General features: G+C 56.2%; 25 protein-coding genes and 1 tRNA gene. 14 read left to right on the top strand and 12 right to left on the bottom strand.

Annotated elements, in window-relative coordinates:
* Positions 1-41: 41 nt before the first annotated feature.
* The 3 genes from OSB_RS09200 (at position 42) to OSB_RS09190 (ending at position 1784) form a co-directional block, all read left to right on the top strand.
* Positions 42-821: a segregation and condensation protein A gene (locus tag OSB_RS09200; RefSeq protein ID WP_049834715.1), complete on the top strand. Its 780-nt coding sequence runs from the start codon at positions 42-44 to the stop codon at positions 819-821.
* Positions 818-1492, top strand: coding sequence for an SMC-Scp complex subunit ScpB (gene scpB, locus OSB_RS09195; RefSeq protein ID WP_049834714.1), 675 nt, complete (start codon positions 818-820; stop codon positions 1490-1492). The genes OSB_RS09200 and scpB overlap by 4 nt, the downstream gene beginning before the upstream one ends.
* 94 nt (positions 1493-1586) lie before the next feature.
* Positions 1587-1784 carry a hypothetical protein gene (locus tag OSB_RS09190; protein ID WP_049834713.1) on the top strand — a complete coding sequence of 66 codons (198 nt, stop codon included), beginning with the start codon at positions 1587-1589 and terminating at the stop codon, positions 1782-1784.
* Positions 1785-1796: 12 nt separating this feature from the next.
* Here OSB_RS09190 and OSB_RS09185 read toward each other — a convergent pair whose 3' ends face one another.
* The 8 genes from OSB_RS09185 to OSB_RS09150 form a co-directional block, all read right to left on the bottom strand.
* On the bottom strand, positions 1797-2873 hold the full coding sequence (locus tag OSB_RS09185) for a 2'-deoxycytidine 5'-triphosphate deaminase (protein ID WP_049834712.1): 1077 nt from the start codon (positions 2871-2873) through the stop codon (positions 1797-1799).
* A gap of 64 nt (positions 2874-2937) precedes the next feature.
* A tRNA-Pro gene (locus OSB_RS09180) sits at positions 2938-3014 on the bottom strand.
* 67 nt (positions 3015-3081) lie between these two features.
* Entirely contained in the window at positions 3082-3828 is a 747-nt protein-coding gene (locus OSB_RS09175; protein WP_049834711.1) for a MerR family transcriptional regulator, read from the bottom strand.
* 11 nt (positions 3829-3839) lie between these two features.
* Positions 3840-4139 (bottom strand): integration host factor subunit alpha, encoded by a 300-nt coding sequence (ihfA, locus tag OSB_RS09170; protein WP_049834710.1) that lies wholly within the window; start codon positions 4137-4139, stop codon positions 3840-3842.
* Between the two features lie 92 nt (positions 4140-4231).
* Positions 4232-5203 (bottom strand): beta-ketoacyl-ACP synthase III, encoded by a 972-nt coding sequence (locus OSB_RS09165; protein ID WP_049834709.1) that lies wholly within the window; start codon positions 5201-5203, stop codon positions 4232-4234.
* An 8-nt stretch (positions 5204-5211) separates the two neighbouring features.
* Positions 5212-6294: a phosphate acyltransferase PlsX gene (gene plsX / locus OSB_RS09160; RefSeq protein ID WP_049834708.1), complete on the bottom strand. Its 1083-nt coding sequence runs from the start codon at positions 6292-6294 to the stop codon at positions 5212-5214.
* A gap of 28 nt (positions 6295-6322) precedes the next feature.
* On the bottom strand, positions 6323-6529 hold the full coding sequence (gene rpmF, locus OSB_RS09155) for a 50S ribosomal protein L32 (protein WP_049834707.1): 207 nt from the start codon (positions 6527-6529) through the stop codon (positions 6323-6325).
* A gap of 178 nt (positions 6530-6707) precedes the next feature.
* Positions 6708-7262: a YceD family protein gene (locus tag OSB_RS09150; protein ID WP_049834706.1), complete on the bottom strand. Its 555-nt coding sequence runs from the start codon at positions 7260-7262 to the stop codon at positions 6708-6710.
* 92 nt (positions 7263-7354) lie between these two features.
* On the opposite strand from OSB_RS09150, the gene OSB_RS09145 reads away from it, so the two are divergent.
* Genes OSB_RS09145 through OSB_RS09130 form a run of 4 tightly spaced genes read left to right on the top strand, consistent with a single transcriptional unit; the run spans position 7355 to position 11145 of the window.
* A complete protein-coding gene (locus OSB_RS09145) occupies positions 7355-7816 on the top strand; it encodes an outer membrane protein assembly factor BamE (RefSeq protein WP_049834705.1) in 462 nt (153 codons plus the stop codon).
* Complete coding sequence (locus OSB_RS09140) at positions 7788-8639, top strand: GNAT family N-acetyltransferase (protein WP_143831235.1); 852 nt, start codon at positions 7788-7790, stop codon at positions 8637-8639. The genes OSB_RS09145 and OSB_RS09140 overlap by 29 nt, the downstream gene beginning before the upstream one ends.
* 40 nt (positions 8640-8679) lie before the next feature.
* On the top strand, positions 8680-10482 hold the full coding sequence (locus OSB_RS09135) for an ABC-F family ATP-binding cassette domain-containing protein (protein WP_049834704.1): 1803 nt from the start codon (positions 8680-8682) through the stop codon (positions 10480-10482).
* 45 nt (positions 10483-10527) lie between these two features.
* Positions 10528-11145 carry a DUF938 domain-containing protein gene (locus tag OSB_RS09130; protein ID WP_234967368.1) on the top strand — a complete coding sequence of 206 codons (618 nt, stop codon included), beginning with the start codon at positions 10528-10530 and terminating at the stop codon, positions 11143-11145.
* Here OSB_RS09130 and mazG read toward each other — a convergent pair.
* Positions 11142-11972, bottom strand: coding sequence for a nucleoside triphosphate pyrophosphohydrolase (mazG, locus tag OSB_RS09125; protein WP_049834702.1), 831 nt, complete (start codon positions 11970-11972; stop codon positions 11142-11144). The two genes, OSB_RS09130 and mazG, sit on opposite strands and share 4 nt — an antisense overlap.
* A 61-nt stretch (positions 11973-12033) precedes the next feature.
* On the opposite strand from mazG, the gene OSB_RS09120 reads away from it, so the two are divergent.
* The 7 genes from OSB_RS09120 to OSB_RS09090 all read left to right on the top strand — a co-directional run bounded on the left by OSB_RS09120 (position 12034) and on the right by OSB_RS09090 (position 18214).
* On the top strand, positions 12034-13203 hold the full coding sequence (locus tag OSB_RS09120) for a M20 aminoacylase family protein (protein ID WP_049834701.1): 1170 nt from the start codon (positions 12034-12036) through the stop codon (positions 13201-13203).
* A complete protein-coding gene (speB, locus tag OSB_RS09115; protein ID WP_049834700.1) occupies positions 13203-14162 on the top strand; it encodes an agmatinase in 960 nt (319 codons plus the stop codon). The genes OSB_RS09120 and speB (OSB_RS09115) overlap by 1 nt, the downstream gene beginning before the upstream one ends.
* Entirely contained in the window at positions 14159-15106 is a 948-nt protein-coding gene (gene speB / locus OSB_RS09110; RefSeq protein ID WP_049834699.1) for an agmatinase, read from the top strand. Before speB (OSB_RS09115) ends, speB (OSB_RS09110) begins: the two co-directional genes overlap by 4 nt.
* A gap of 24 nt (positions 15107-15130) precedes the next feature.
* On the top strand, positions 15131-15586 hold the full coding sequence (locus OSB_RS09105) for a DUF1499 domain-containing protein (protein ID WP_049834698.1): 456 nt from the start codon (positions 15131-15133) through the stop codon (positions 15584-15586).
* Complete coding sequence (gene prfA / locus OSB_RS09100; protein ID WP_049834697.1) at positions 15583-16638, top strand: peptide chain release factor 1; 1056 nt, start codon at positions 15583-15585, stop codon at positions 16636-16638. Before OSB_RS09105 ends, prfA begins: the two co-directional genes overlap by 4 nt.
* On the top strand, positions 16635-17465 hold the full coding sequence (gene prmC / locus OSB_RS09095) for a peptide chain release factor N(5)-glutamine methyltransferase (RefSeq protein ID WP_049834696.1): 831 nt from the start codon (positions 16635-16637) through the stop codon (positions 17463-17465). Before prfA ends, prmC begins: the two co-directional genes overlap by 4 nt.
* Before the next feature lie 197 nt (positions 17466-17662).
* Positions 17663-18214, top strand: a complete 552-nt coding sequence (locus OSB_RS09090) for a DUF4167 domain-containing protein (protein ID WP_049834695.1) — start codon at positions 17663-17665, stop codon at positions 18212-18214.
* A gap of 134 nt (positions 18215-18348) precedes the next feature.
* On the opposite strand, the gene rsmA is transcribed toward OSB_RS09090, so the two are convergent.
* The 3 genes from rsmA to OSB_RS09075 are packed head-to-tail and all read right to left on the bottom strand — an operon-like array spanning position 18349 to position 21349.
* Positions 18349-19188, bottom strand: coding sequence for a 16S rRNA (adenine(1518)-N(6)/adenine(1519)-N(6))-dimethyltransferase RsmA (gene rsmA, locus OSB_RS09085; protein ID WP_049834694.1), 840 nt, complete (start codon positions 19186-19188; stop codon positions 18349-18351).
* On the bottom strand, positions 19185-20144 hold the full coding sequence (gene pdxA, locus OSB_RS09080) for a 4-hydroxythreonine-4-phosphate dehydrogenase PdxA (protein WP_049834693.1): 960 nt from the start codon (positions 20142-20144) through the stop codon (positions 19185-19187). The genes rsmA and pdxA overlap by 4 nt, the downstream gene beginning before the upstream one ends.
* The gene (locus tag OSB_RS09075; protein WP_049834692.1) at positions 20144-21349 is read right to left on the bottom strand and encodes a peptidylprolyl isomerase; all 1206 of its coding nucleotides are present in this window, start codon (positions 21347-21349) and stop codon (positions 20144-20146) included. The genes pdxA and OSB_RS09075 overlap by 1 nt, the downstream gene beginning before the upstream one ends.
* Positions 21350-21392 lie beyond the last annotated feature (43 nt).

The following is a 21392-nucleotide window of genomic DNA, read 5'->3' as shown; positions in this document are numbered from 1 at the left end:
GATGTAGGGGTGCGTTATGCGTGCCTGATTTTAGGGGTTTCATGTCCGACGCGACCATCTTTTCAACCGACGTTAACGAACGCCTCGCTGCGGAAGCGTTGATTGTTGACGTGGACGGGTTCGAAGGGCCACTCGATCTTTTGTTGACCCTGTCGCGCACGCAAAAGGTTGATTTGCGTCAGATTTCTGTACTGGCGCTGGCGGAACAATACCTCGCGTTTATTCACAAAGCCCGCGATTTGCGTCTTGAACTGGCGGCGGACTATCTGGTGATGGCGGCTTGGTTGGCATTTCTAAAGTCCCGCTTGCTGTTGCCGCCTGATCCATCTGAAGAAGGGCCATCGGGTGAAGAACTCGCCGCGCACCTTGCGTTCCAGCTTGAGCGCTTGTCTGCGATGCGCGATGCGGCGGCTAAATTGATGGCGCGTGACCAATTGGGCCGCGATTTCTTTGCCCGTGGCATCACCGAGGACGTCACCCGTACACGGCGTGTGACCTACACGGCGACACTACTGGATTTGATGCAGGGCTATGCCCGTATTCGCACCAAGGATGAATTCCGCCCCTTCGTGATGGACCGCGAAAAGGTCTTCACCATGGAAGAGGCACTGGGCCGCATGCGTGGGTTGATTGGCTTTGCAGGTGAGTGGACGGATATCTTGTCCTATTTGCCCGAAGGCTGGGAATTGGACCCCGTTAAGCGGCGATCCGCCACTGCATCGACCTTTGCGGCGTCACTGGAATTGGCCAAAGAAGGCAAAATTGAAATACGTCAGGGCGATGTGTTTGCGCCTATTCAGATCAGGAACAAAGAACGATGAACGAGCAGACAACAGACGCGCCAGAAGCGAACCCAAACACCGAAGAAACTCTGTTTGAGGCCCCGCCAATGGGCGAGCAGGAACGCATGGTTGAGGCGATTTTGTTTGCGACCGCAGACCCGTGCACGGTTGCTGAACTCGCGGGTCGTATGCCCCATGGGTGTGACCCAGCCGAGGCGCTGGTGTACCTTCGCAAGCGCTATGAAGGGCGCGGTGTGTCGCTGGTGAAGGTCGGGGATGCATGGGCGCTGCGCACGGCACCAGACCTTGGATTCTTGATGCAAAAAGAAACGGTTGAGACACGCAAGCTGAGCCGCGCTGCCGTGGAAACATTGGCGATTGTGGCCTATCACCAGCCAGTCACCCGCGCCGAAATCGAAGAAATTCGTGGTGTGTCCGTTAGCCGTGGCACGATCGACCAGTTGATCGAACTGGAATGGATCCGCTTTGGCCGCCGCCGTATGACGCCGGGCCGTCCTGTGACGTTTGTGGTGACGCAAGACTTCCTTGATCACTTCGGGCTTGAGAACGCACGTGATCTGCCTGGCCTTAAAGAGCTGCGCTCAGCCGGTCTATTGGAAAGCCGTCCAGCACCGCTTTTGGGCGAGGGCAGCGATGACGACGACGATGAGGATGACACCAACCAGTCCGAGATGTTTGACGAAAGCTGATCACTTGCCCTCAATTTGCCGGATTTTCGCGGGATACCTTGGGAAACAGGCCCAAAGTACTATATAGTAGGGCAATCGAGCAAAGGACGATCCTATGGAACGCATCTTGAATATGATCTTGCGACGCCTTGTAAATAAGGGCGTTAACTCTGGTATCAAAGCCGCGAGCAACCTTGGAAACAAGAACCGTGAGCAAAGCCCAGAAGAGCGTCAAATGAATAAACAAGGTCAAAATAGCGGGCGCCAATTGCGCCAAGCAACCCGTATGGCACGTCGATTTACCAAGTTTTGATACTTGGATTTCTTATGATTTGAAGTGCTTAGACAGCTTTAAGCCTTGCCCTTGGTAGTTGGACTTAATGTCCTGACCATAAAGGGCCGCAGGGGTCTGTGACATGTGTTCATAGACCAATCGGCCCACCACTTGGCCATGTTCCAGAACAAACGGCGCTTCGTGGCAGCGAACCTCAAGCACCCCGCGTGAGCCTGCGCCACCCGCACTGTCCCAACCAAAGCCCGGATCGAAGAAACCCGCGTAATGGACGCGGAATTCACCGACCATCGCGATGTAGGGGGCCATTTCAGCGGCACAATCAGGCGGAATCGCAATCGCTTCGCGGCTGACGAGGATATAAAACGCACCAGGATCGAGGATGATGTGTCCGTCTTTGGTGCGCACTTCTTCCCAGTATTCGGCCGGATCATAGGCGGCGATTTGGGACAGGTCGATGACGCCTGTATGCGGCTTGGCGCGATACCCGACGAGGTCACCGCTGGTTGGTTTCAGATCAACCGAAAAGCCCAAACCATCGGAAATGACGGCCGTTCCGTCTACGATGGGGGTCTTGGCGTGCAGCGCCTTGAGGTCTTCATCATTGATAAAGGTCTTGCCGTTGCGGAATATGATTTGGTTCAGCATCAAACCCGGTTGCACAAGCACCGAGAAAGACCGCGGGCAGATTTCAACGTAAAGCGGACCGGAATAGCCTTCGGGGACCCGGTCAAATTCAACGCCGTTGTCGGTGATGATGCGCGTAAGCAAGTCTAGACGCCCTGTTGAGGATTTCGCACTCGCCGCGGCAGTCATGCCTGCTGGCAGGGCGAGAGCTTCCATAAGCGGAACAACATATACGCAGTTCTTTTCCAGCACCGCACCGTCAGTCAGGTCGATTTCATGCATGGTGAACTGTTCAAGGCGATCCGTTACCGTTTGCCCGTGACCCGTCAAAAACGAGGCGCGTACACGGTAGGCGCGGGACCCTAGGCGCAGATCAAGGGACGCGGGCTGCACTTGGCCGTTCTCAAACGGTGTCGTAGCCGTGATTGCTCCACCAGAAATGAGAGCGCTGATTTGATCGTCTGAAAGTACACCGTTGTTCATCACAAACCTTTGATCTTAGATGTAAAAACGCCCACCTGCGCAGAGCGCGGTGGGCGGTTTTTTATGGTCGGGCTAGCAGGACTCGAACCTGCGACCTTCCGTCCCCCAGACGGACGCGCTACCAGGCTGCGCCATAGCCCGACTTGTGGGATGTCATATCGCAAATGCGTCGCAGGGCAAGGCGAAAAACGCACGGATCCGCGTGCCGTTAACGCAGAGTGATGCGGTCGCGCAGAACCTGCATCCGGTCAAGCAGAGGCGCAATAGCCTGTGCTTGCGCTGCGATCTTGTCGTGCGGGGCCTTGTGCAACAGATGGAATAAACGTGCTGGGGCTTTGCTGTCAGAATCGGACGGGTCTGCTGGCACGTCTGGCATCTTGGATGTGGCTGCAGGTGTCACGGTTTCCGACACTGCTTCGGCAGGTTCGGCCACGGGTTCAACAGGGTCTGCTTTTGGCGCAAGGTTGAGCGTCAGGGCAGGGCCCGGTGCCTTGGTAAGTGGCACGACATTGGCGATTTCGACCTCGGCCTCGGGAACGGCGGCCGCTTCTACGGGTTTCACGTCGACTGGGGCCTGTTCCACAGCGGGCCCTGGGGCCGCTTTGGGTCCTTCAACGGTTTTGACCTCAACCGGTTCAATCGCCTCAACTGTGGCATCCGCCATTTCGGCTTCATTGTCCAGAACCGCAGCGCCAAGGGCTGCGACGTGCTTAACACCTTGTTCGCGAAGCAGCTTTTGCGCGCCTTTGATGGTCATGCCATCATCGTGCAGCAGCTTTTTAATCCCTGCGAGCAGGTCAACATCCGTCGGGCGATAGTAGCGGCGGCCACCAGCGCGTTTGACAGGCTTAACTTGGTTGAACTTGCTTTCCCAAAACCGAAGCACATGCGCGGGAGTGTCCAGCGCATCGGATACTTCTGAAATGGTGCGGAAGGCGTCGCGGGATTTGGACATCCCGAGGGCTCCTACTTGTTGCCCGCTGCGACGCGGTCTTTCATCAGGTGGCTTGGGCGAAAGCTTAATACGCGGCGGGGCGTGATTGGGACTTCTTCGCCAGTCTTAGGGTTGCGACCAATGCGGGCAGCTTTGTCGCGGATAGAGAATGTTCCGAATGAGGAAATCTTAACGCTGTCGCCGCCAGCAAGGGCATCAGACATTTGTGTGAGAACGCTTTCAACGAGGTCCGCGCTTTCGTTGCGCGACAGGCCTACTTCTTCGTGAACGGCGTCTGCTAAATCCATCCGAGTTAATGTCTTGTTTGTCATTATATCCCCCTAAGTTCCCGTGAGCTTAGGCCAAGCGTAAAAACAGAGTCAATAACAAGGGCTTGTCGGGTGACATTGAAGGCGTGTTATCGCTACCAGCGCAAAACGACTGCACCCCAGGCTAAGCCGCCGCCAATCGCTTCAGTGACGACAAGGTCACCTTGTTTAATCTGGCCACGCTCAACCCCGACAGACAGGGCAAGGGGGATAGAGGCCGCAGAGGTATTGCCATGATCCTGAACCGTCACGACAACCTTATCCATGCTCACGCCGAGCTTTTTAGCTGTGCCTTGGATGATGCGAATGTTGGCTTGATGCGGCACGATCCAATCAACGTCGTCGTGTTCCAAGCCAGCCTTAACAAGGGCAGTATCCGCAGTTGACGCAAGCTTTTCAACGGCTTGGCGGAAAAGGGCGTTGCCTTGCATTTTCACAAAGCCGGTCTGGTTGCTGATCATTCCGCCATCAACGTACAGCATATCGCGGTATCGGCCGTCAGAATTCAGATCGGTTCCCAGAATACCACGATCACTTGTCGAGCCTTCGGTTTCTTGGGCTTCTAGGATAAGCGCACCCGCTCCGTCGCCGAACAAAACGCAGGTTCCACGGTCGGTGAAATCCAAGATCCGCGAGAAAGTTTCAGCGCCAATAACAAGCACGCGTTTGGCCTGACCAGAAACAATCATTCCGTTGGCATTGGACAATGCGTACACAAATCCGGCGCAAACGGCTTGGATGTCAAAGGCGAATCCCTGCGTCATGCCGAGCTTTTGCTGAATCATCGTCGCCGCAGACGGGAAGGTAAGGTCAGGCGTCGACGTTGCGACGATCACAGCATCAATGTCATCCGCTTCAAGGCCCGCCATCTCAAGCGCCATTTGCGCGGCTTTCGTGCCCAAATCAGATGTAAATTCGTCTTCTGCTGCGAAATGGCGGCGCTCAATACCTGAGCGTGTCTTGATCCACTCGTCCGTCGTGTCGAGTGTTTCTTCGAAATAGGAATTCGGAACGACCCGTTCGGGGAGATAGTGGCCGACGCCACGAACGATTGCGCGAATGGTCATTTGGTTTTCTAGTCCTTTGTCGCGCTGTCGGTTTGGTCATCTTGGGCAAGCACGGCGGCTGATGCAACCCGCGCGGCAAGCTTGTCGGAGAAACCCGAACGCCCTAGCTGCGCGGCCAGTGAGACGGCTGCCGCAACACCTGTCGCATCCGCGCTGCCATGGCTTTTGATGACGGTTCCGTTGAGGCCGAGGAAGACCCCACCGTTCACACGGCGCGGGTCGATCTTTTTCTTGAGACGACTCAGGGATGTCATTGCGAGGAGGGCGGCAATGCGTGAGAACCACGTCGTCTTAAACGCGGCGCGCAGGGATTCGGACACGAAATTCGCGGTCCCTTCACCAGTTTTGAGCGCAATATTGCCGGTAAAGCCGTCTGTAACGACGACATCGACACGCGAACCAGGCAAATCACCGCCTTCAACGAATCCCACATATTCGAAATCACCACGCGGTGCAGCGGCCGCAATCATGTCATGGGCGACCTTCAGCTCGGCGCGGCCTTTGTGTTCTTCGGTGCCAACATTCAGCAGGCCAACACGAGGTTTGGTCAGGCCCAGCCCGTTGCGGGCGTAAGACGCGCCCATCAAGGCATAGGTCAAAAGGTCTTCTTCATCGGCACGGATGTCAGCGCCGGCGTCGAGCATGACATTAAAGCCAGCCTTATTTCGGGACGGCCACAGGCAGGCGATGGCAGGGCGGTTCACGCCTTCGGCCTTACGCAGGCGGATCATTGAAACAGCCATAAGCGCGCCGGTATTGCCGCAAGACACACAAACCGATGCTTCTTTGTTACGTACGGAATCAATTGCAGACCACATGGATGTGGACTTACCGTGGCGCATAACGTGGCTTGGTTTGTCCGTCATTGCGACAACGTCAGGCGCATCAACGATCGTAACAGAGTTTCCGATTTTGCGTTTGGTTACAAGCGGTTCAAGGTCTGCTTTGCGCCCGTGCAATAAGATATGCGTGTCAGGGTTTGCCGCCAAGAAACGCGTAAGACCCGCGACAATTGGCGCGGGTCCTTCGTCGCCGCCCATGGCGTCGACAGAAATAACAAGTGCAGCAGTGGATTGATCAGTCGCGGACATACGTTCCCCTTCTGAGCGACCCTAGTGCTTATGCTGCGTCGTCGTCCAGATCGATTTCATCAGCTTGCGCGATGACTTCACGGTCTGCGTAGCTGCCGCAAGATGGGCAGATGTGGTGTGGGCGCTTCAGTTCACCGCAGGACGTACATTCGTTTGGGTTCGCACCATCAAGAGCGTGGTGGGACCGACGGTTGTTCCGGCGGGACGTGGAGATTTTATTCTGTGGGACAGCCATTGTGACAACCTCGGATAGTGGGCCCTTGGATCGTAAGTGGGCCGCGTGAATTTCGTGCTTTCAGGAAAGCGTTTGTGGGGCTTTAGGACATTACCTAACGCCTGTCGAGACGTGATCTGAAAGAAGCCGCGAACATACGGCGAATTTGCCAATAAGCAACCTTTTTTAAAGGGTCGCTTTAGTCGTCGGTGTCTTCTTTGTTTTTGAGGCCATCACGCAGTGCAGCAAGGCCAGCAAAGGGACGTGCGTCTTCATCCGTCATAACGTCTTTGCCCGGTTCGGTGACGCCGATGGTTTCGGCCTCGACGCCGTCTTTGCGGGGGTAGGCGGGCATAGCCAGCACCAAAGCTTCCGCCAGAACGTCAATGAGATCGAGTGTTTCCGGCAACGGATCGGCTGAGTCGTCCTCTCCGATTTCGAATTCGTCTTCATCGGGAATATCCAGTTCGACCACATAAGAACGGGTAACGTCTTCGTCGATGCGGGTGGTCACAGGTTCCAGCGTTACGACACAGGCTTGGCTGACGGTCGCGCCCAAAGTCCCCTCAATACGCCAGTCGCGCTTGCCCGTGGGAATCAGTGAACCTTCAAACCGTAACTTGGGAATCTTCAGCACGTCGATTTCATTCGCGAGGGCTTTGCGGCCCTCTGCATCAGGCTCAATCTTGAAATGAGACCGCTTTCGCGCGGGCAGGTCAGCAAAGCGGATGGGATGTGTCGGCATATCGGACATGTGAAGGCACCCTTGAATAACGTCGCGTGTTGGCTGTAAATGCGTTAAAAGCCGATAGAAGCCAAGGCGAGATATAAGAGTTGAGGGTTACTATGAACATCACAGGTCGCAAGTCACGCGCCATACTAGCTGGATGCGTGCTGTTGATGTCAGTGGGTTGTACCACGTTATATCGCAATCATGGCTACGCCCCCACGGACGACCAACTGGCCGAAGTGCTGGTTGGCGTTGATACCCGCGACACGGTTTCCGATGTTGTCGGTCCCCCAACTGCGGGTGGCGTCACCAATGGCGGTGGCTTCTTTTATGTCCAATCGCGTTTCCGTTTCTTAGGCCCGCTTGAGCCAAAAGAGATTGAGCGCGAAGTTGTTGCGATCAGTTTTGATGAAGAAGGTGTCGTCAGCAATGTCGAACGCTTCGGCCTTGAGAACGGAAATGTTGTCGCCCTGTCGCGCCGTGTGACGCAGGACAACGTGCGTGATACGACGTTTATTCGCCAGTTGTTTGGTTCAATCGGTAACTTCAATGCTGGTGACTTCCTGGGTGACGGGTGAGGGCGCAAGCCGCACCGAAGTCGATTCCATTGGGGCCAATTTGAACATGGCCAAGGATTCCCATTCACTTGAGGGCACAGTTCTTGCACGCGGCGATTATGTTGCGCGTTTTGCTGTGACGGCCGATGATTTGGAACGCAGCCAGCGTTTGCGCCATCGCTGTTTTATTGAAGAGGCGGGCGGCGTCGCGCGTCGGGGCGGGATTGAAACCGATGGGTTCGATTCGTTATGTGATCATGTGTTGGTTGAAGACCCTGCGGGGAAACTCATTTGTAGTTTTCGCATACTTTATGCCGCATCTGGCGATGACGTCGCTGCTAGTTATTCAGCGCAGTTTTACGATCTGACCCGATTAGCAGAATACGCGGAGCCGATGCTTGAGCTTGGGCGATTTTGTGTTTCACCAGATGTGCAGGACCCTGATGTTCTACGGATTGCTTGGGGGATGCTTGCACAAGTCGTTGATGCACGGTCTGTGGGGCTGCTGTTTGGCTGTTCATCATTCGCGGGAACGGACGCTGTGACCTACGGGGACGCTTTTGCGCTTTTAGCCGCCAACCACCAAGCACCTAAGGTTTGGACCCCAGCCGTGAAGGCGACTGATGTTGTCCCTTTTGGTGATTTGGGCAGTGCGGTCACGCGAAAAGTGGCGATGGAACAGCTTCCTGCATTGTTGAAAACCTACCTCAGCATGGGCGGTTGGGTCAGTGACCATGCCGTGGTTGATACTCAGATGAACACCTTGCACGTTTTTACAGGCCTTGAGATCGCGGCCATTCCGCCCGCCCGTGCAAAAGCACTGCGCGCAATCTCGGGCGACTGATGGCCCTTGCGCCTAGGCGCGCACGAAGTTAGCAGACCCCATGGCACGCGCACCCCTTTTACAACTCACCGATATCGCCCTCACATTTGGCGGCGATCCTGTTTTCGAAGACCTATCATTGGTCGTGCAACCGGGGGACCGTGTTGCGCTTGTTGGGCGCAATGGCTCTGGTAAATCCACGCTCCTTAAAGTGATGGCCGGATTGGTCGAGGCTGACAAAGGCGGCGTTGTTGTCGCACCGGGCATGTCTGTGGGCTACATGGAGCAAGACCCAAGCATGGAAGGCTGCGCCACGTTGGGCGATTACGCCACCAGTGGCATGGACCCATCTGATGCATGGCGCGTTGATTCTGTGGCCGAAGGGCTGAAGTTTGATCCTGCGCGTGACGTGAATGTTGCATCCGGTGGCGAACGCCGCCGTGCCGCTTTGGCGAAACTCATGGCCGAAGCGCCGGGTTTGATGTTGCTGGACGAGCCGACAAACCACATGGACATCGAAGCGATCCGTTGGCTGGAACGCGAGCTGTCCCAGACCCGCACAGGCTTTGTTTTGATTTCCCACGACCGTGCATTCCTCAACGCGCTGACCCGCGCGACATTGTGGATTGATCGCGGTCAAGTCCGCCGCCAAGAGCAGGGCTTTGCGCATTTTGAAGAATGGCGCGACAAGACTTGGGAAGACGAGGACATGCAGCGCCACAAGCTGAACCGTAAGATCAAGAAAGAGGCGCGGTGGGCTGTTGAGGGAATTTCTGCGCGCCGTACGCGCAACCAAGGGCGGCTTCGGGCGCTTCAAGATTTACGTGCCGAGAAGTCCAGCCAGATCAAGCGCCAAGGTACGGCAGCAATGGCGCTGGATGCAGGTCAATCGTCCGGTAAACGGGTGATCGAAGCCTTCGGTTTGAACAAGTCATTTGATGATAAGACCATCGTCAGTGGGTTCGATTTGACCGTCAATCGCGGTGATCGAATTGCATTTGTCGGACCTAATGGTGTCGGAAAAACGACACTTATCAAGATGTTGCTAGGTGAAGTTGAACCAGATGAAGGGTCGATCAAGCTCGGCACCAATCTGGAAGTCGCTGTGTTCGACCAAGCCCGCGCACAGCTTAACCCGCAAACGACGTTGTGGGATAATCTCACCACCGATCCAAGTATGTCTGTCAGCGGTAAGGCCGACCAAATCATGGTGCGCGGACAACCAAAGCACGTTGTCGGATATCTAAAAGAATTTCTGTTTGATGAAGCGCAGGCCCGTGCGCCTGTGCATTCTTTGTCGGGTGGTGAAAAGGCGCGGCTGTTGTTGGCTCGTCTGATGGCGCGCGAATCCAATGTGTTGGTGATGGACGAACCGACCAACGATTTGGACATCGAAACGCTGGACCTGTTGCAAGATTTGCTGGGCGAATATCCGGGCACAGTACTGCTGGTCAGTCACGACCGTGATTTCATTGATCGCGTGGCAACAACGACCATCGCAATGGAAGGCAACGGCCGCGCCGTGACCTATGCAGGCGGTTGGACGGATTACCGCAATCAACGCGCCGAAGAAGAAGTCGCCACGCCAAAGGTTTCCAAAACCAAAGCAAATTCAGACGCACCAAAGGAAACGGCTGCGGCAGGGCTAAGCTTCACCGAAAAGCACCGTCTGGAAGAATTGCCGAACGTGATCGCCCGCCTTGAGGCAGAGATCGCCAAACTGGGTGAGCTGATGGCCGACCCTGCGTTGTTCACCGACCATCCGGTGAAATTCCAAAAGGCGACCGATGCCTTGCTGGAACGCCAATCAAAGCTGGATGACGCAGAAGAAGAGTGGATGATGCTTGAGGAAAAGGCGGGGTAGGGCTCTATGAAGGTCCGCGTTCCTACACCCAAAGCATCTGTCGCGATGGCTACAGACGAAAGCAACAAACTGTACGCGCCATCTGCCTCGCGAAACGCTGGTGTTTTGTGCGATGTTGTCGCTTTGGTAGCACCCAAGAATGGTGATGCATTGGAGATCGCAAGTGGCACAGGGCAACACATAGTTGCATTTGCCGCGGCGATACCCGCAGTTCAATGGCATCCTTCAGAGGTAGAGGCGACACGCCTTCGCAGTATCGAAGCTTACGTTCACGATAGCGAGCTTTCCAATATCTCGGCGCCAATCACACTGAACGCGACCCAAGTTGGGTGGGGCGAAACGATTGCGCCCAAAGGTTTGATTATATTGGCGAACCTGCTTCACCTGATCAGCGAGATCGAGGCTGCGACGGTGCTACAAGAAGGTGCACGGGCGCTTGCGCCATCGGGTCATTTTTGCATTTACGGGCCGTTCAAGCGGGACGGCGAATTCACGAGTGACGGCGACGAACGCTTTGATTCCGATATTCGCGCGGCGGACTCTGAGGTCGGATACAAAGACGATGCGTGGATTAAACGAACAGCGCAAAACGCGGGCTTGGACTTTATGGATGCCCATGAAATGCCAGCGAATAATTTGGCGCTGATCTTCCGAAAGTCTTAGGCGGGGCTTACTTTTTCCGCCACCTTCACAGCATCCCAGAGCGCGTCCATCTCGTCCAAGTTACTATCGGCGGGTGTCTTGCCCTGTGCCGCCAATAGGTCCTCAACCCCTTCAAAACGCCTCTGGAATTTCGCATTGGCCGCACGTAGGGCGACCTCGGGGTCGACCTTCAGGTGGCGGGCGAGGTTGGCCATGACGAACAAAAGGTCCCCGACTTCTTCGGTGACTTCTTCATGGCTGAGGGTATCGCGGGCCTCGACGACTTCGGCGGCTTCTTCAGCGATCTTGTCGATGACGAACTTCACATCCGGCCAGTCAAAGCCCACCCTTGCTGCACGTTTTTGCAGCTTTTCTGCTCGTAGCAGCGCGGGGAGGCCGATGGCGACACCATCGAGGGTGCGGCCCTGATCTTTGCCTGCGCGCTCAGCGGCCTTGATGACCTCCCAGTCGGCAGTTTGCTGGTCGGCTGATTTATCGCGGCTCTCATCGCCAAACACATGCGGGTGCCGCGCGACCATTTTATCGGACATCGTGCGGGCCACATCGTTGAAATTGAAATGCCCAGCATCATCCGCCATTTGCGCATGGAAGACGGATTGAAACAGTAAATCGCCCAACTCGCCACGCAAATCATCCATATCAGCGCGCTCGATGGCGTCGGCGACTTCATACGCTTCCTCAATCGTGTAGGGAGCGATGGTCTGAAACGTTTGCTCGATATCCCACGGGCAGCCCGTTTCAGGGTCACGCAGGGCGCGCATGATCGCCAAAAGGCGGTCCATTTGTTGTTTGGGATCAGTGGAGTGGATCAGTGTATCTTCGGCCATTGAGGGGCGGCTCCTTTGGTGTCACAGTCACGCTATTGCCCCCGTTAACTGAGGTCCAGCCATGCCCGTCATAAACCGAATTGCCGCCTTCGCAGATGAGATGACCGAATGGCGTCGTTATTTGCACCAACACCCCGAATTGGGTCAGCAGTGTCAGGAAACGGCAGCCTATGTGGTTGAGCGTTTGCGCGAGTTCGGGATTGAGGAAATCCACGAAGGCATCGCGATTTCTGGCGTGGTTGCGATTATTGAAGGGCAGGGTGATGGCCCGACGATTGGACTGCGTGCAGACATGGATGCGCTGCCGATTACGGAAAGCACGGGTGCTGAGTGGGCGTCTTTGAACGAAGGAAAAATGCACGCCTGTGGGCATGACGGGCATACGACCATGTTGCTGGGGGCTGCTAAATACCTCGCTGAGACTCGAAATTTTAAGGGGCGAATTGCGCTTATTTTCCAACCGGCTGAAGAAACGGGCGGCGGTGCCGAGCTGATGGTTGAAGAAGGCATGCTTGAGCGGTTCGACATCAAAGAAGTCTACGCGTTGCACAATATGCCCGGCACACCTGTTGGCCAGTTTTACACCACTCCCGGGCCAATCATGGCGTCCGTGGATACGTTTCACGTTGATATCAAAGGTGTTGGTGGGCATGGGGCTTATCCGCATGAAACCCGCGACCCGATTACGGCCGCGCTGTCGATCGGGCAGGCGATGGCGACGATTGTCAGCCGTAACCATTATGCATTGAACGATTTGGTGGTGTCTGTGACGATGATCCATTCAGGAACGGCGGATAATATCATCCCTGAAACCGCATACCTTGGCGGCACGGTGCGTACGTTTGATAAGGACGTGAAAGCGATGGTTAAGAAACGCATGGCCGAGATCGTTGCGGGCCAGGCGGCGTCATTCGGGGTTAAGGCCGAGTTGCGCTATGAAGAAGGTTTTCCAGCTACAGTGAACGCGCCCAAGCAAACAGAATTTGCGGTAGATGTCGCGCGTGAAGTCGCTGCAGAGGGAAAAGTCATTGATGATGCTATCCGCGAAATGGGGGCCGAAGATTTCGCCTATTTCCTAGAGAAAACACCAGGTGCCTATTTGTTTGTTGGAAACGGGGATACCGCTGGATTGCACCAGCCCGATTTTGACTTTGATGACGCGACCGCGCCTTATGGGGCATCGTTCTTTGCCCGTATCGCTGAGCGGGCTTTGCCACTGGGAGACGCGTAATGGCGCTGGAAGATGCGAAAGGCCAAATTGATCTGGCGTTCACACGTGACGACCTAAAGGGTTGCGCGTTCGAGAACACCTTTGGCGGGGCCACGTCCTTCCTGCGTCGTAAATATACCAAAGATTTGAAGGGTGTAGACCTAGCAGTGACGGGCGTTCCCTTTGATCAGGCAGTCACGAACCGCCCTGGAACCCGCTTTGGCCCGCGCGCCATTCGCGAGGCTAGCACGTTGCAACCCTATGATCCGCCTTATGGCTGGGGTTTTGACCCGTTGGGTGATTTCGCGATCGCGGATTACGGCGATCTGGCGTTTGATTATGCCAATGTTGCAGGCACGCCTGCCGCGATTGAAGCGCATATCGCGGGGATTTTGGCGGCGGATGTCGGGACGGTGACTCTGGGCGGGGATCACTTCATTACTCTGCCGATCCTCAAGGCCTATGCCGCGAAATTCGGCCCGCTGAGTGTCATTCAGTTTGATGCTCATTCCGACCTTTGGGCAGATGATGACATGGACCGTGTCGATCATGGCACGTTCATGTATAAGGCCGTGAAGCTTGGGCTGGTTGACCCGAAACGGTCCGTGCAGATCGGTATTCGCACGGAGTGTGACGACTACCTTGGCATGGATTATATTGATGCACGCACTGTGCATGAAAAAGGGGTGGCTTGGGCGGTTACGCGCGCTAAGGAGATCGTTGGCGATGCGCCGACCTATGTGACGTTTGATATTGATGCGCTTGATCCGGCCTTTGCACCAGGGACGGGGACGCCAGTTTGGGGTGGCCTTGCGAACTGGCAAGCCGCCGCAATGCTGCGCGATTTGGCTGGGATCAACATGGTCGGTGGTGACGTGGTAGAGGTGTCGCCACCATACGATGCAACAGGAATCACAGCTGTGGCAGGGGCGCATGTCGCGTTTGAGCTGTGCTGCCTGCATTTGTGGAACAAGCGATGACTGAATTTAACCAGCCCGTATCGGGCAATGATCTGGCCCGCTTTGCCGGCTTGCAAACGTTCATGCGCCTTCCTGACGCGCCGAGCGCTGAAGGCCTTGATGTGGGTTTCATCGGCATCCCGATGGACATCGGCACAAGCTGGCGGTCCGGTACGCGGTTTGGCCCGAAACAACTGCGCCAAGAAAGCGCGATGATCCGGCCTTATAATATCCAGACAGGGGCGGCGCCGTTTGACAGTTTGCAATGCGCGGATCTGGGCGACATTTCGATCAACACGTTCTCGCTGGCGGACTCGCTGAAGATCATTGAGGCGAAGTATGACGAGATATTAAAGCACCCCGTCATTCCGATGGGATTAGGCGGTGATCACTCGCTGACACTACCAATTTTGCGCGCGATGGCGAAGAAACATGGGCCCGTTGCACTGGTGCATGTGGACGCTCATGCAGACGTAAATGACGAAATGTTCGGAGAGCGTGAAACCCACGGTACGGTGTTCCGTCGCGCATATGAGGAAGGTTTGATAACACCCTCAAAAGTATGGCAAATTGGCTTACGTGGAACAGGTTATACCGCTGAAGACTTCACCGAGGCCGCTGATTGGGGGTTCAACCAGCGTTTAGCATCAAGTTTGTGGCACAAGTCATTGAATACGCTCGGAAAAGATATCGTTGCGTCCATCGGGGGGCAGCCTTGCTACATCACCTATGATATCGACAGCCTCGACCCCAGTTTTGCACCCGGAACCGGCACGCCAGAGATTGGCGGGCTGACCACGATGCAAGCAATGGAATTGATCCGCAACCTGCGCGGTTTGAACATTGTCGGTTGCGATCTGGTTGAGGTTTCGCCCCCCTATGATACGACGGGGAACACGGCGCTTACGGGGGCCAATATCATGTTTGAGATGTTGAGCATTTTGCCGGGCGTTAAGGTCCGCTAACACGCTTGGCGCTGAGGGGAATTGATGCTGAAGTATTTGGTTTTGGGGATGCTGGGTGCCGTTGTTGCGCTTGGGGTCTATGTGCGTTTAGCGCCGAGTAATTCGGCGCAATGGCACAAGACGTTCTACCCACAGCCACCGGGCCAACGCCAGTCGGCGGGCGGGTTTCAGATTGTGCTGAATGCGCCGGCACCTGAGGCTACGCTTTCGCAGTTGGATACGCTCATTATGGCGACGCCACGTACGACACGTTTGGCTGGATCGCCCGAGGAGGGCACGACGACCTACATCACGCGCTCGCGGGTTTTCGGGTTTCCGGATTACACAACCGTTTGGGCGGGGCCGGATGACACGGTTGATGGCGGGCACGGGCCGTTATTGAAAATCGAAGGACGGTTGCGGTTTGGCAGATCCGACATGGGCGTTAACCGCGCCCGCATTGAAGGATGGCTAACGCAATTGAGCGAGGCACAGACATGATACCAAGTGAACGCCTGATGCAGATCACCGAACGTTTCGAGTTTCTTGAGGCGCGTATGGGTGAGGGGATCGGCGGAGATGAATTCGTCACCGTCAGCCGCGAGTACGCAGAGCTGCGCCCCGTGGTCGAAGTCGTGCAAGTGTACCAAGCATTGGTAAGCGAGATTGAAGGGGCCGAAGCGATGCTTGGCGACCCTGAGATGAAAGAGCTGGCAGAGATGGAACTGCCCGATCTGAAGGAACGTCTTCCGGATGCGGAACAGGCCGTGAAGCTGGCACTGATCCCCAAGGATGCGGCGGACGGCAAGCCTGCGCTGGTTGAAATTCGCCCTGGAACGGGTGGCGACGAAGCAGCGCTGTTCGCAGCTGATTTGTTGAGAATGTACAATCGTTACGCTGAAAACATGGGCTGGAAGTTCGAAATCATTGAAGAAAGCCAATCCGAACTTGGCGGCATCAAAGAAGCAACCATCCGTGTGTCCGGTACAAACGTGTTTGCGCGGATGAAATATGAAAGCGGCGTGCACCGTGTTCAGCGTGTACCTGAGACCGAAAGTGGCGGGCGTGTTCACACGTCTGCGGCGACAGTAGCGGTGCTTCCAGAGGCCGAAGACGTGGACATCCAGATCAACGCCAATGACATCCGCATCGATACCATGCGCGCGTCTGGATCCGGCGGGCAGCACGTCAACACCACGGATTCTGCCGTGCGGATTACCCATATGCCATCGGGCATTGTTGTGACGTCATCCGAGAAATCCCAGCACCGCAACCGCGAAATCGCGATGCAGGTACTAAAGACGCGTCTCTATGATGCGGAACGCCAGAAGGTGCATGATGAACGCTCAGCCGATCGTGCAGCACAGGTGGGATCGGGGGACCGGAGCGAACGCATCAGGACCTATAATTACCCGCAAGGCCGCATGACAGATCATCGAATAAACCTGACTCTCTATAAGCTGGATCAGATTATGCAGGGTGATCTGGATGAAGTGATTGATGGATTGATCCAGGACGCACAGGCGACAGCGCTGGCGGAGATGGGTGAGTGAACGTTCAACAGGCGTTGGCGTACGGGACTGCGACCCTTAAAGAGGCTGGCGTTGAAGACCCAATTCGCGATGCGCGATTGTTGATGGCGGCATGTCTGGGCATTGATGTCGGGCGCATGACATTACATCTGCATGATGAATTCGAAGCAATGCCAGAGGCGATTTTCTTTGCCGATGTTTCACAAAGGGCGACGCGCATGCCGATGTCGCATTTGTTGGGATTTCGAGAGTTTTACGGGCGGCGATTTATGGTTAACCAAGACGTGTTGGACCCGCGTGGCGACACAGAAACCTTGATCGAGGCCGCATTGTCCGTGCCGTTTAAGGATGTTTTGGACCTCGGCACCGGATCGGGCTGCATTATAGCGATATTGCTTGATGAACGTTCTGACGCAACAGGGGTCGCAACAGACATCTCGAAGCAGGCGTTGGCGGTGGCCCAACGCAATGCAGTGAAGTTGGGTGTGGCGGATCGCTGTGAGTTCGAAGTGAGCGATTGGTTCGAGGTTGTTGGCGGCAACTACGATCTGATCGTGTCTAATCCTCCCTATATCGCGGCTGACGAAATGGCCGGGTTGGAACCGGAACTTAGCCACGAGCCACGCATGGCGTTGACGGACGAGAGGGACGGGCTGTCCTTTTATCGTATCATCGCGGCCGGTGCGCCAGAGCATTTGAACGCTGGGGGGTGGTTGATGGTTGAAATCGGGCCGACTCAAGGGGGGGCTGTGGTTGCGATGTTTGAGGCCGCTGGGTTGCTCAATGTTGGGATTCGCCACGATTTAGACGGGCGAGACCGTGTTATTGTGGGCCAAAAACCGCTTTAACCCGCGTAAATGCGCAAAATTGCGTAGAATCACTTGCGATTAACATCTTGTACGGCATAGTCATGCATGTCGGATGGAGTATGACCGTTTGGTCCCGTCTCCGACACACGCCAGAACATCACTGCTTTTACATTTGATAGGTCCCGCATGAGGTGGGATCGGGCAGCGACAGAAAAAAACAGGCTGGATATACCTTCATGAAGTCTTCTCGATCCCGTTCGCGGAATAAGAACCGCAACAACAACCGTCCATCAGGTGGCAATATCGTCAACCGCGTGTTTGACAGCTCGGGTCCTGAGGGAAAAGTGCGCGGCACGCCGCAGCAGATCGTTGAGAAATATACCCAACTGCACCGCGACGCGATCCTGTCTAATGACCGCGTGAACGCAGAGAATTTCGCGCAGCACGCTGAGCACTACACACGTATGCTTGCCGAAGCGCAAAAAGAGATCGACGCCAAGCGCGAAGAGCAAGAGAAGCAGCAGCGTGAGCGTCAGGCTGAACAGGACAAGCAAAACCGTGAGCGCCAAGCCGAACGTGACCGCGAACGCGCGGACCGTTTGAAGGCGCAAGAAGAAGCGGCTGCGGCTGGACCCGTTGAAGCGGAAGAGGGCGGATCCGGTCTGGTGGAAACACCAGAAGAAGCGCCAAAGAAACGCCGCACCCGTAAGCCCAAAACGCGGCCAGACAAACAGCCAGAGGGCGAGGCGACACCAGAGGGTGGCGCAGCACCAGAAGCCGCAGAGTAATTCAAAGGCCCTCGGAAACGGGGGCCTTTTTCGTTGGAGGACGGTGTTTCGAACTGGCTGCGCCAATTCGACCAAGAGGGGGCGTTGCCCCCGTCCTGCGGACTCCCCCAGAGTATTTTAGAGCCAAAGAAGGGTTAAGTGTTTTTCAGGCTGCGAGCGAGGGCGCAGAAGCCTTCGACGCTGATCTGTTCTGCGCGTTCTGTGGGCTTAATGCCTGCGGCGTGCAGATGGTCTTCGATGTCGGGGCTGAGGGATTTTAACGAGGAGCGCAGCATTTTGCGGCGTTGGTTGAAAGCGGTGGCCGTGACGTGTTGCAGCATTGCGGCGTCAGCGGGGAAGCGCGGTTCTGGAAGGGCCGTAAGGTGCACAACGGCGCTGGAGACTTTTGGAGGAGGTGAGAACGCCTCCGGTGGGAGGTTCATCACGATTTTTGCATCGGTACGCCATTGGGACAGGATCGCGAGGCGGCCGTAGGCCTTGGAGCCGGGTTCGGCTGTGATGCGCTGTGCGACTTCGCGTTGGAACATCAATGTCAGGCTGTCCCAGAACGGGGGCCATTCTGTGGGGGTTAGCCAGCGCACCAGCAATTCTGTGCCAATGTTGTAGGGCAGGTTGGCGGCAACACGGATCGGGCTCGTGAGGTGGTCGAGCGGGTTTATGTCGAGGGCGTCGCCGCTTATGACCGTAAGGCGGTCAGGATAGGCATCCGAGATTTCAGCCAAGGCGGAAAGGCAGCGTTCGTCTTTTTCGATGGCGAGGACGCGGCGGGCGCCTTCAGATAGGAGACCGCGCGTTAGGCCGCCAGGGCCAGGGCCTATCTCAAGGACGTCGTGATCTTCGTTACGCCCAGATAGGCGCGCAATTTTTGCCGTTAGATTCAGATCGAGCAGGAAGTTTTGGCCTAGCGATTTCTTGGCGGCCAATCCGTGTGTGTCGATGACGTGTTTGAGGGGCGGGAGGTTATCGATGCTCATGTGCGGGCCTGTGCCATGTCTGCGGCCATGCGAAGTGCTGCGATCATGGAGGTTGCGTCTGCGGTGCCGGTGCCCGCGATGTCAAATGCGGTGCCGTGATCCGGTGAGGTTCGCACGAACGGCAGTCCAAGGGTGACGTTTACGCCACCTGAGAAGTCCAACGTTTTGATGGGGATAAGGGCTTGGTCGTGATACATGCAGATTGCCGCATCATAGCGCGCACGTGCGGCAGGGTGGAACATGGTATCAGCGGACAACGGGCCTGCGATGTCAAAGCCTTCAGCGCGCAGGGCGTCCAGCGTTGGGGTGATCATTTCGATTTCCTCATGGCCCATTTTACCGCCTTCGCCGGCGTGCGGGTTTAGCCCTGCGACAGCGAGGCGGGGATTGGCGATGCCGAAGTCTCGTTTGAGGGCTGCGTGGGTAATTAGGATCGTATCTGTCAGCGTTGCAGCGGTGAGCTGTTCGGGGACGTCTGCCAGCGGGATGTGGATGGTCGCAGGAACAACACGCAGCATTTCACTGGCGAGCATCATGACAACCGATGAACGCCCTGCGAGAGCTGCGAGGTATTCCGTGTGGCCCGGGTAGGCGAATTGGGCGCCGTCAATAAGGGCTTGTTTGTGGATCGGGGCGGTGCAGATGGCTGAGGCTTCGCCGGATTGAACCAAAGCCACGGCATCCGCGATAGACGCGATTACGCCTTCAGCATGTACGGGGTTTGGGGTGCCAGCAACGTTGGGCGCACCGAAATCACGTGTAAGAACGGGAAAGGCGGTGGCAGTTGCCGCATCTGCGGCTGTTTCGACCGCTTGCCATTTTGTGTCTTTGGGCAAATGCGTTGGATCGCCGATCCAGACCATAGGAATGTCAGCACCCACGGCGTTCCATGCGGCAACGGCGATCTCAGGGCCGATACCAGCAGGTTCACCACAGCTCATTGCAATGGGTTGCATCAGGGGTAGGTGACAGTGGCAGCTGCGCGCAAGTCTGCGAGCAGTGCATCGGCATAGGTTGTCAGACGTTGAGACAACAGCTGGGCGCGGATGGTTTCGCGGTCAACGCCGTCACCGAGAGCAGGCGTGCGGCCACACATCATCAAGAACACTAATGTTTCGCCGTTTGCACGGGTGAGCGTGTAGTTGGTTTCGCCTGCATCAAGGGACGCAAGGACTAAGGCGACATCTGCAGGGATTTCCGCAGGCGGGAGAACGTCGCGCTGCAGTTGGTCTTCTGGCAGGCCACGCGCAACCCCGTAAAGGTCATCACAGGTGTCGACACGCGCATCAACGCGTGCTGCTTCGCGCAGGCCAGCGTCTGATAGGCCGCCAGCGATGTAAAAGGCCGCGTATTCAATGGCGGCTGGTTCGGGTGCCGCGCTTGGGACTTCGCGCACGCCGCGCATTTGGAATAGGGCAACGCCGTTTGTGATTGGGATTGGGGCCGTGACTTCACCTGGGGAGAGGTCGAGCAATACACCGCGCAGACCTGCAGGGTAGTTGGTGATGGGCAGCCAATCGAGGCGGCCGCCACGGGTTCGTGATGGCAAGGCTGAGACACGACGGGCTTCGGCTTCAAAGGCTGAGGTGGATGTCAGTTGAGCGATGCGATTGGCGGTTGCAATGGCGGCCTGCGCACGTGGGGGCGGGGCCGGAATGATGATTTCGCTAAGCAGGACTTCGATGCTGGATGAGCCACCAGATTGCCCGAGCGCTTGGTCAATGTCGGCCTCGGAAACCTGTGCGCGGTCGCTGAAGCGCGAACGGATATAGTCGCGCCAGCTGACGTTGACGCGCACAAAGTCGCGGAAGGTTTCTTCTGAAACACCGGCTTGCCCCAGAACTGTGATGAACTGATCCAAAGACATGTTCGCGCGTGTGGCGAATTCTGCCATTGCGCCACGAAGTCCTTCGTCGGTAATGCGCAAACCAGCGGAGTTAAGGGCTTCGAGTTTGAGGCGATCTTCGACCAGTTGTTCGCGGGCCAATTCTTCGAGATTGCCAGGTGTGCGGAAAATACGCAGCATGGCAACGCGTTGGTCGATTTCAAATTCACTTACGACACTGTCGTTCACGGTGATCGCGGGTGCGAATTGCGCCGTGGCGAATGTGGGTGTCATCAGGGCCAGCGATGTGGCGATGGCAGAGATCAGAACGCGCATCGAAATCCTCGTCTTTTTTGTCTACTCGGGTCGTTTCTTAGGT

The organism is Octadecabacter temperatus, from assembly GCF_001187845.1.
In the GTDB taxonomy this organism is placed as follows: Bacteria; Pseudomonadota; Alphaproteobacteria; order Rhodobacterales; family Rhodobacteraceae; genus Octadecabacter; species Octadecabacter temperatus.
This window is presented reverse-complemented; position numbering and strand designations above follow the sequence as displayed.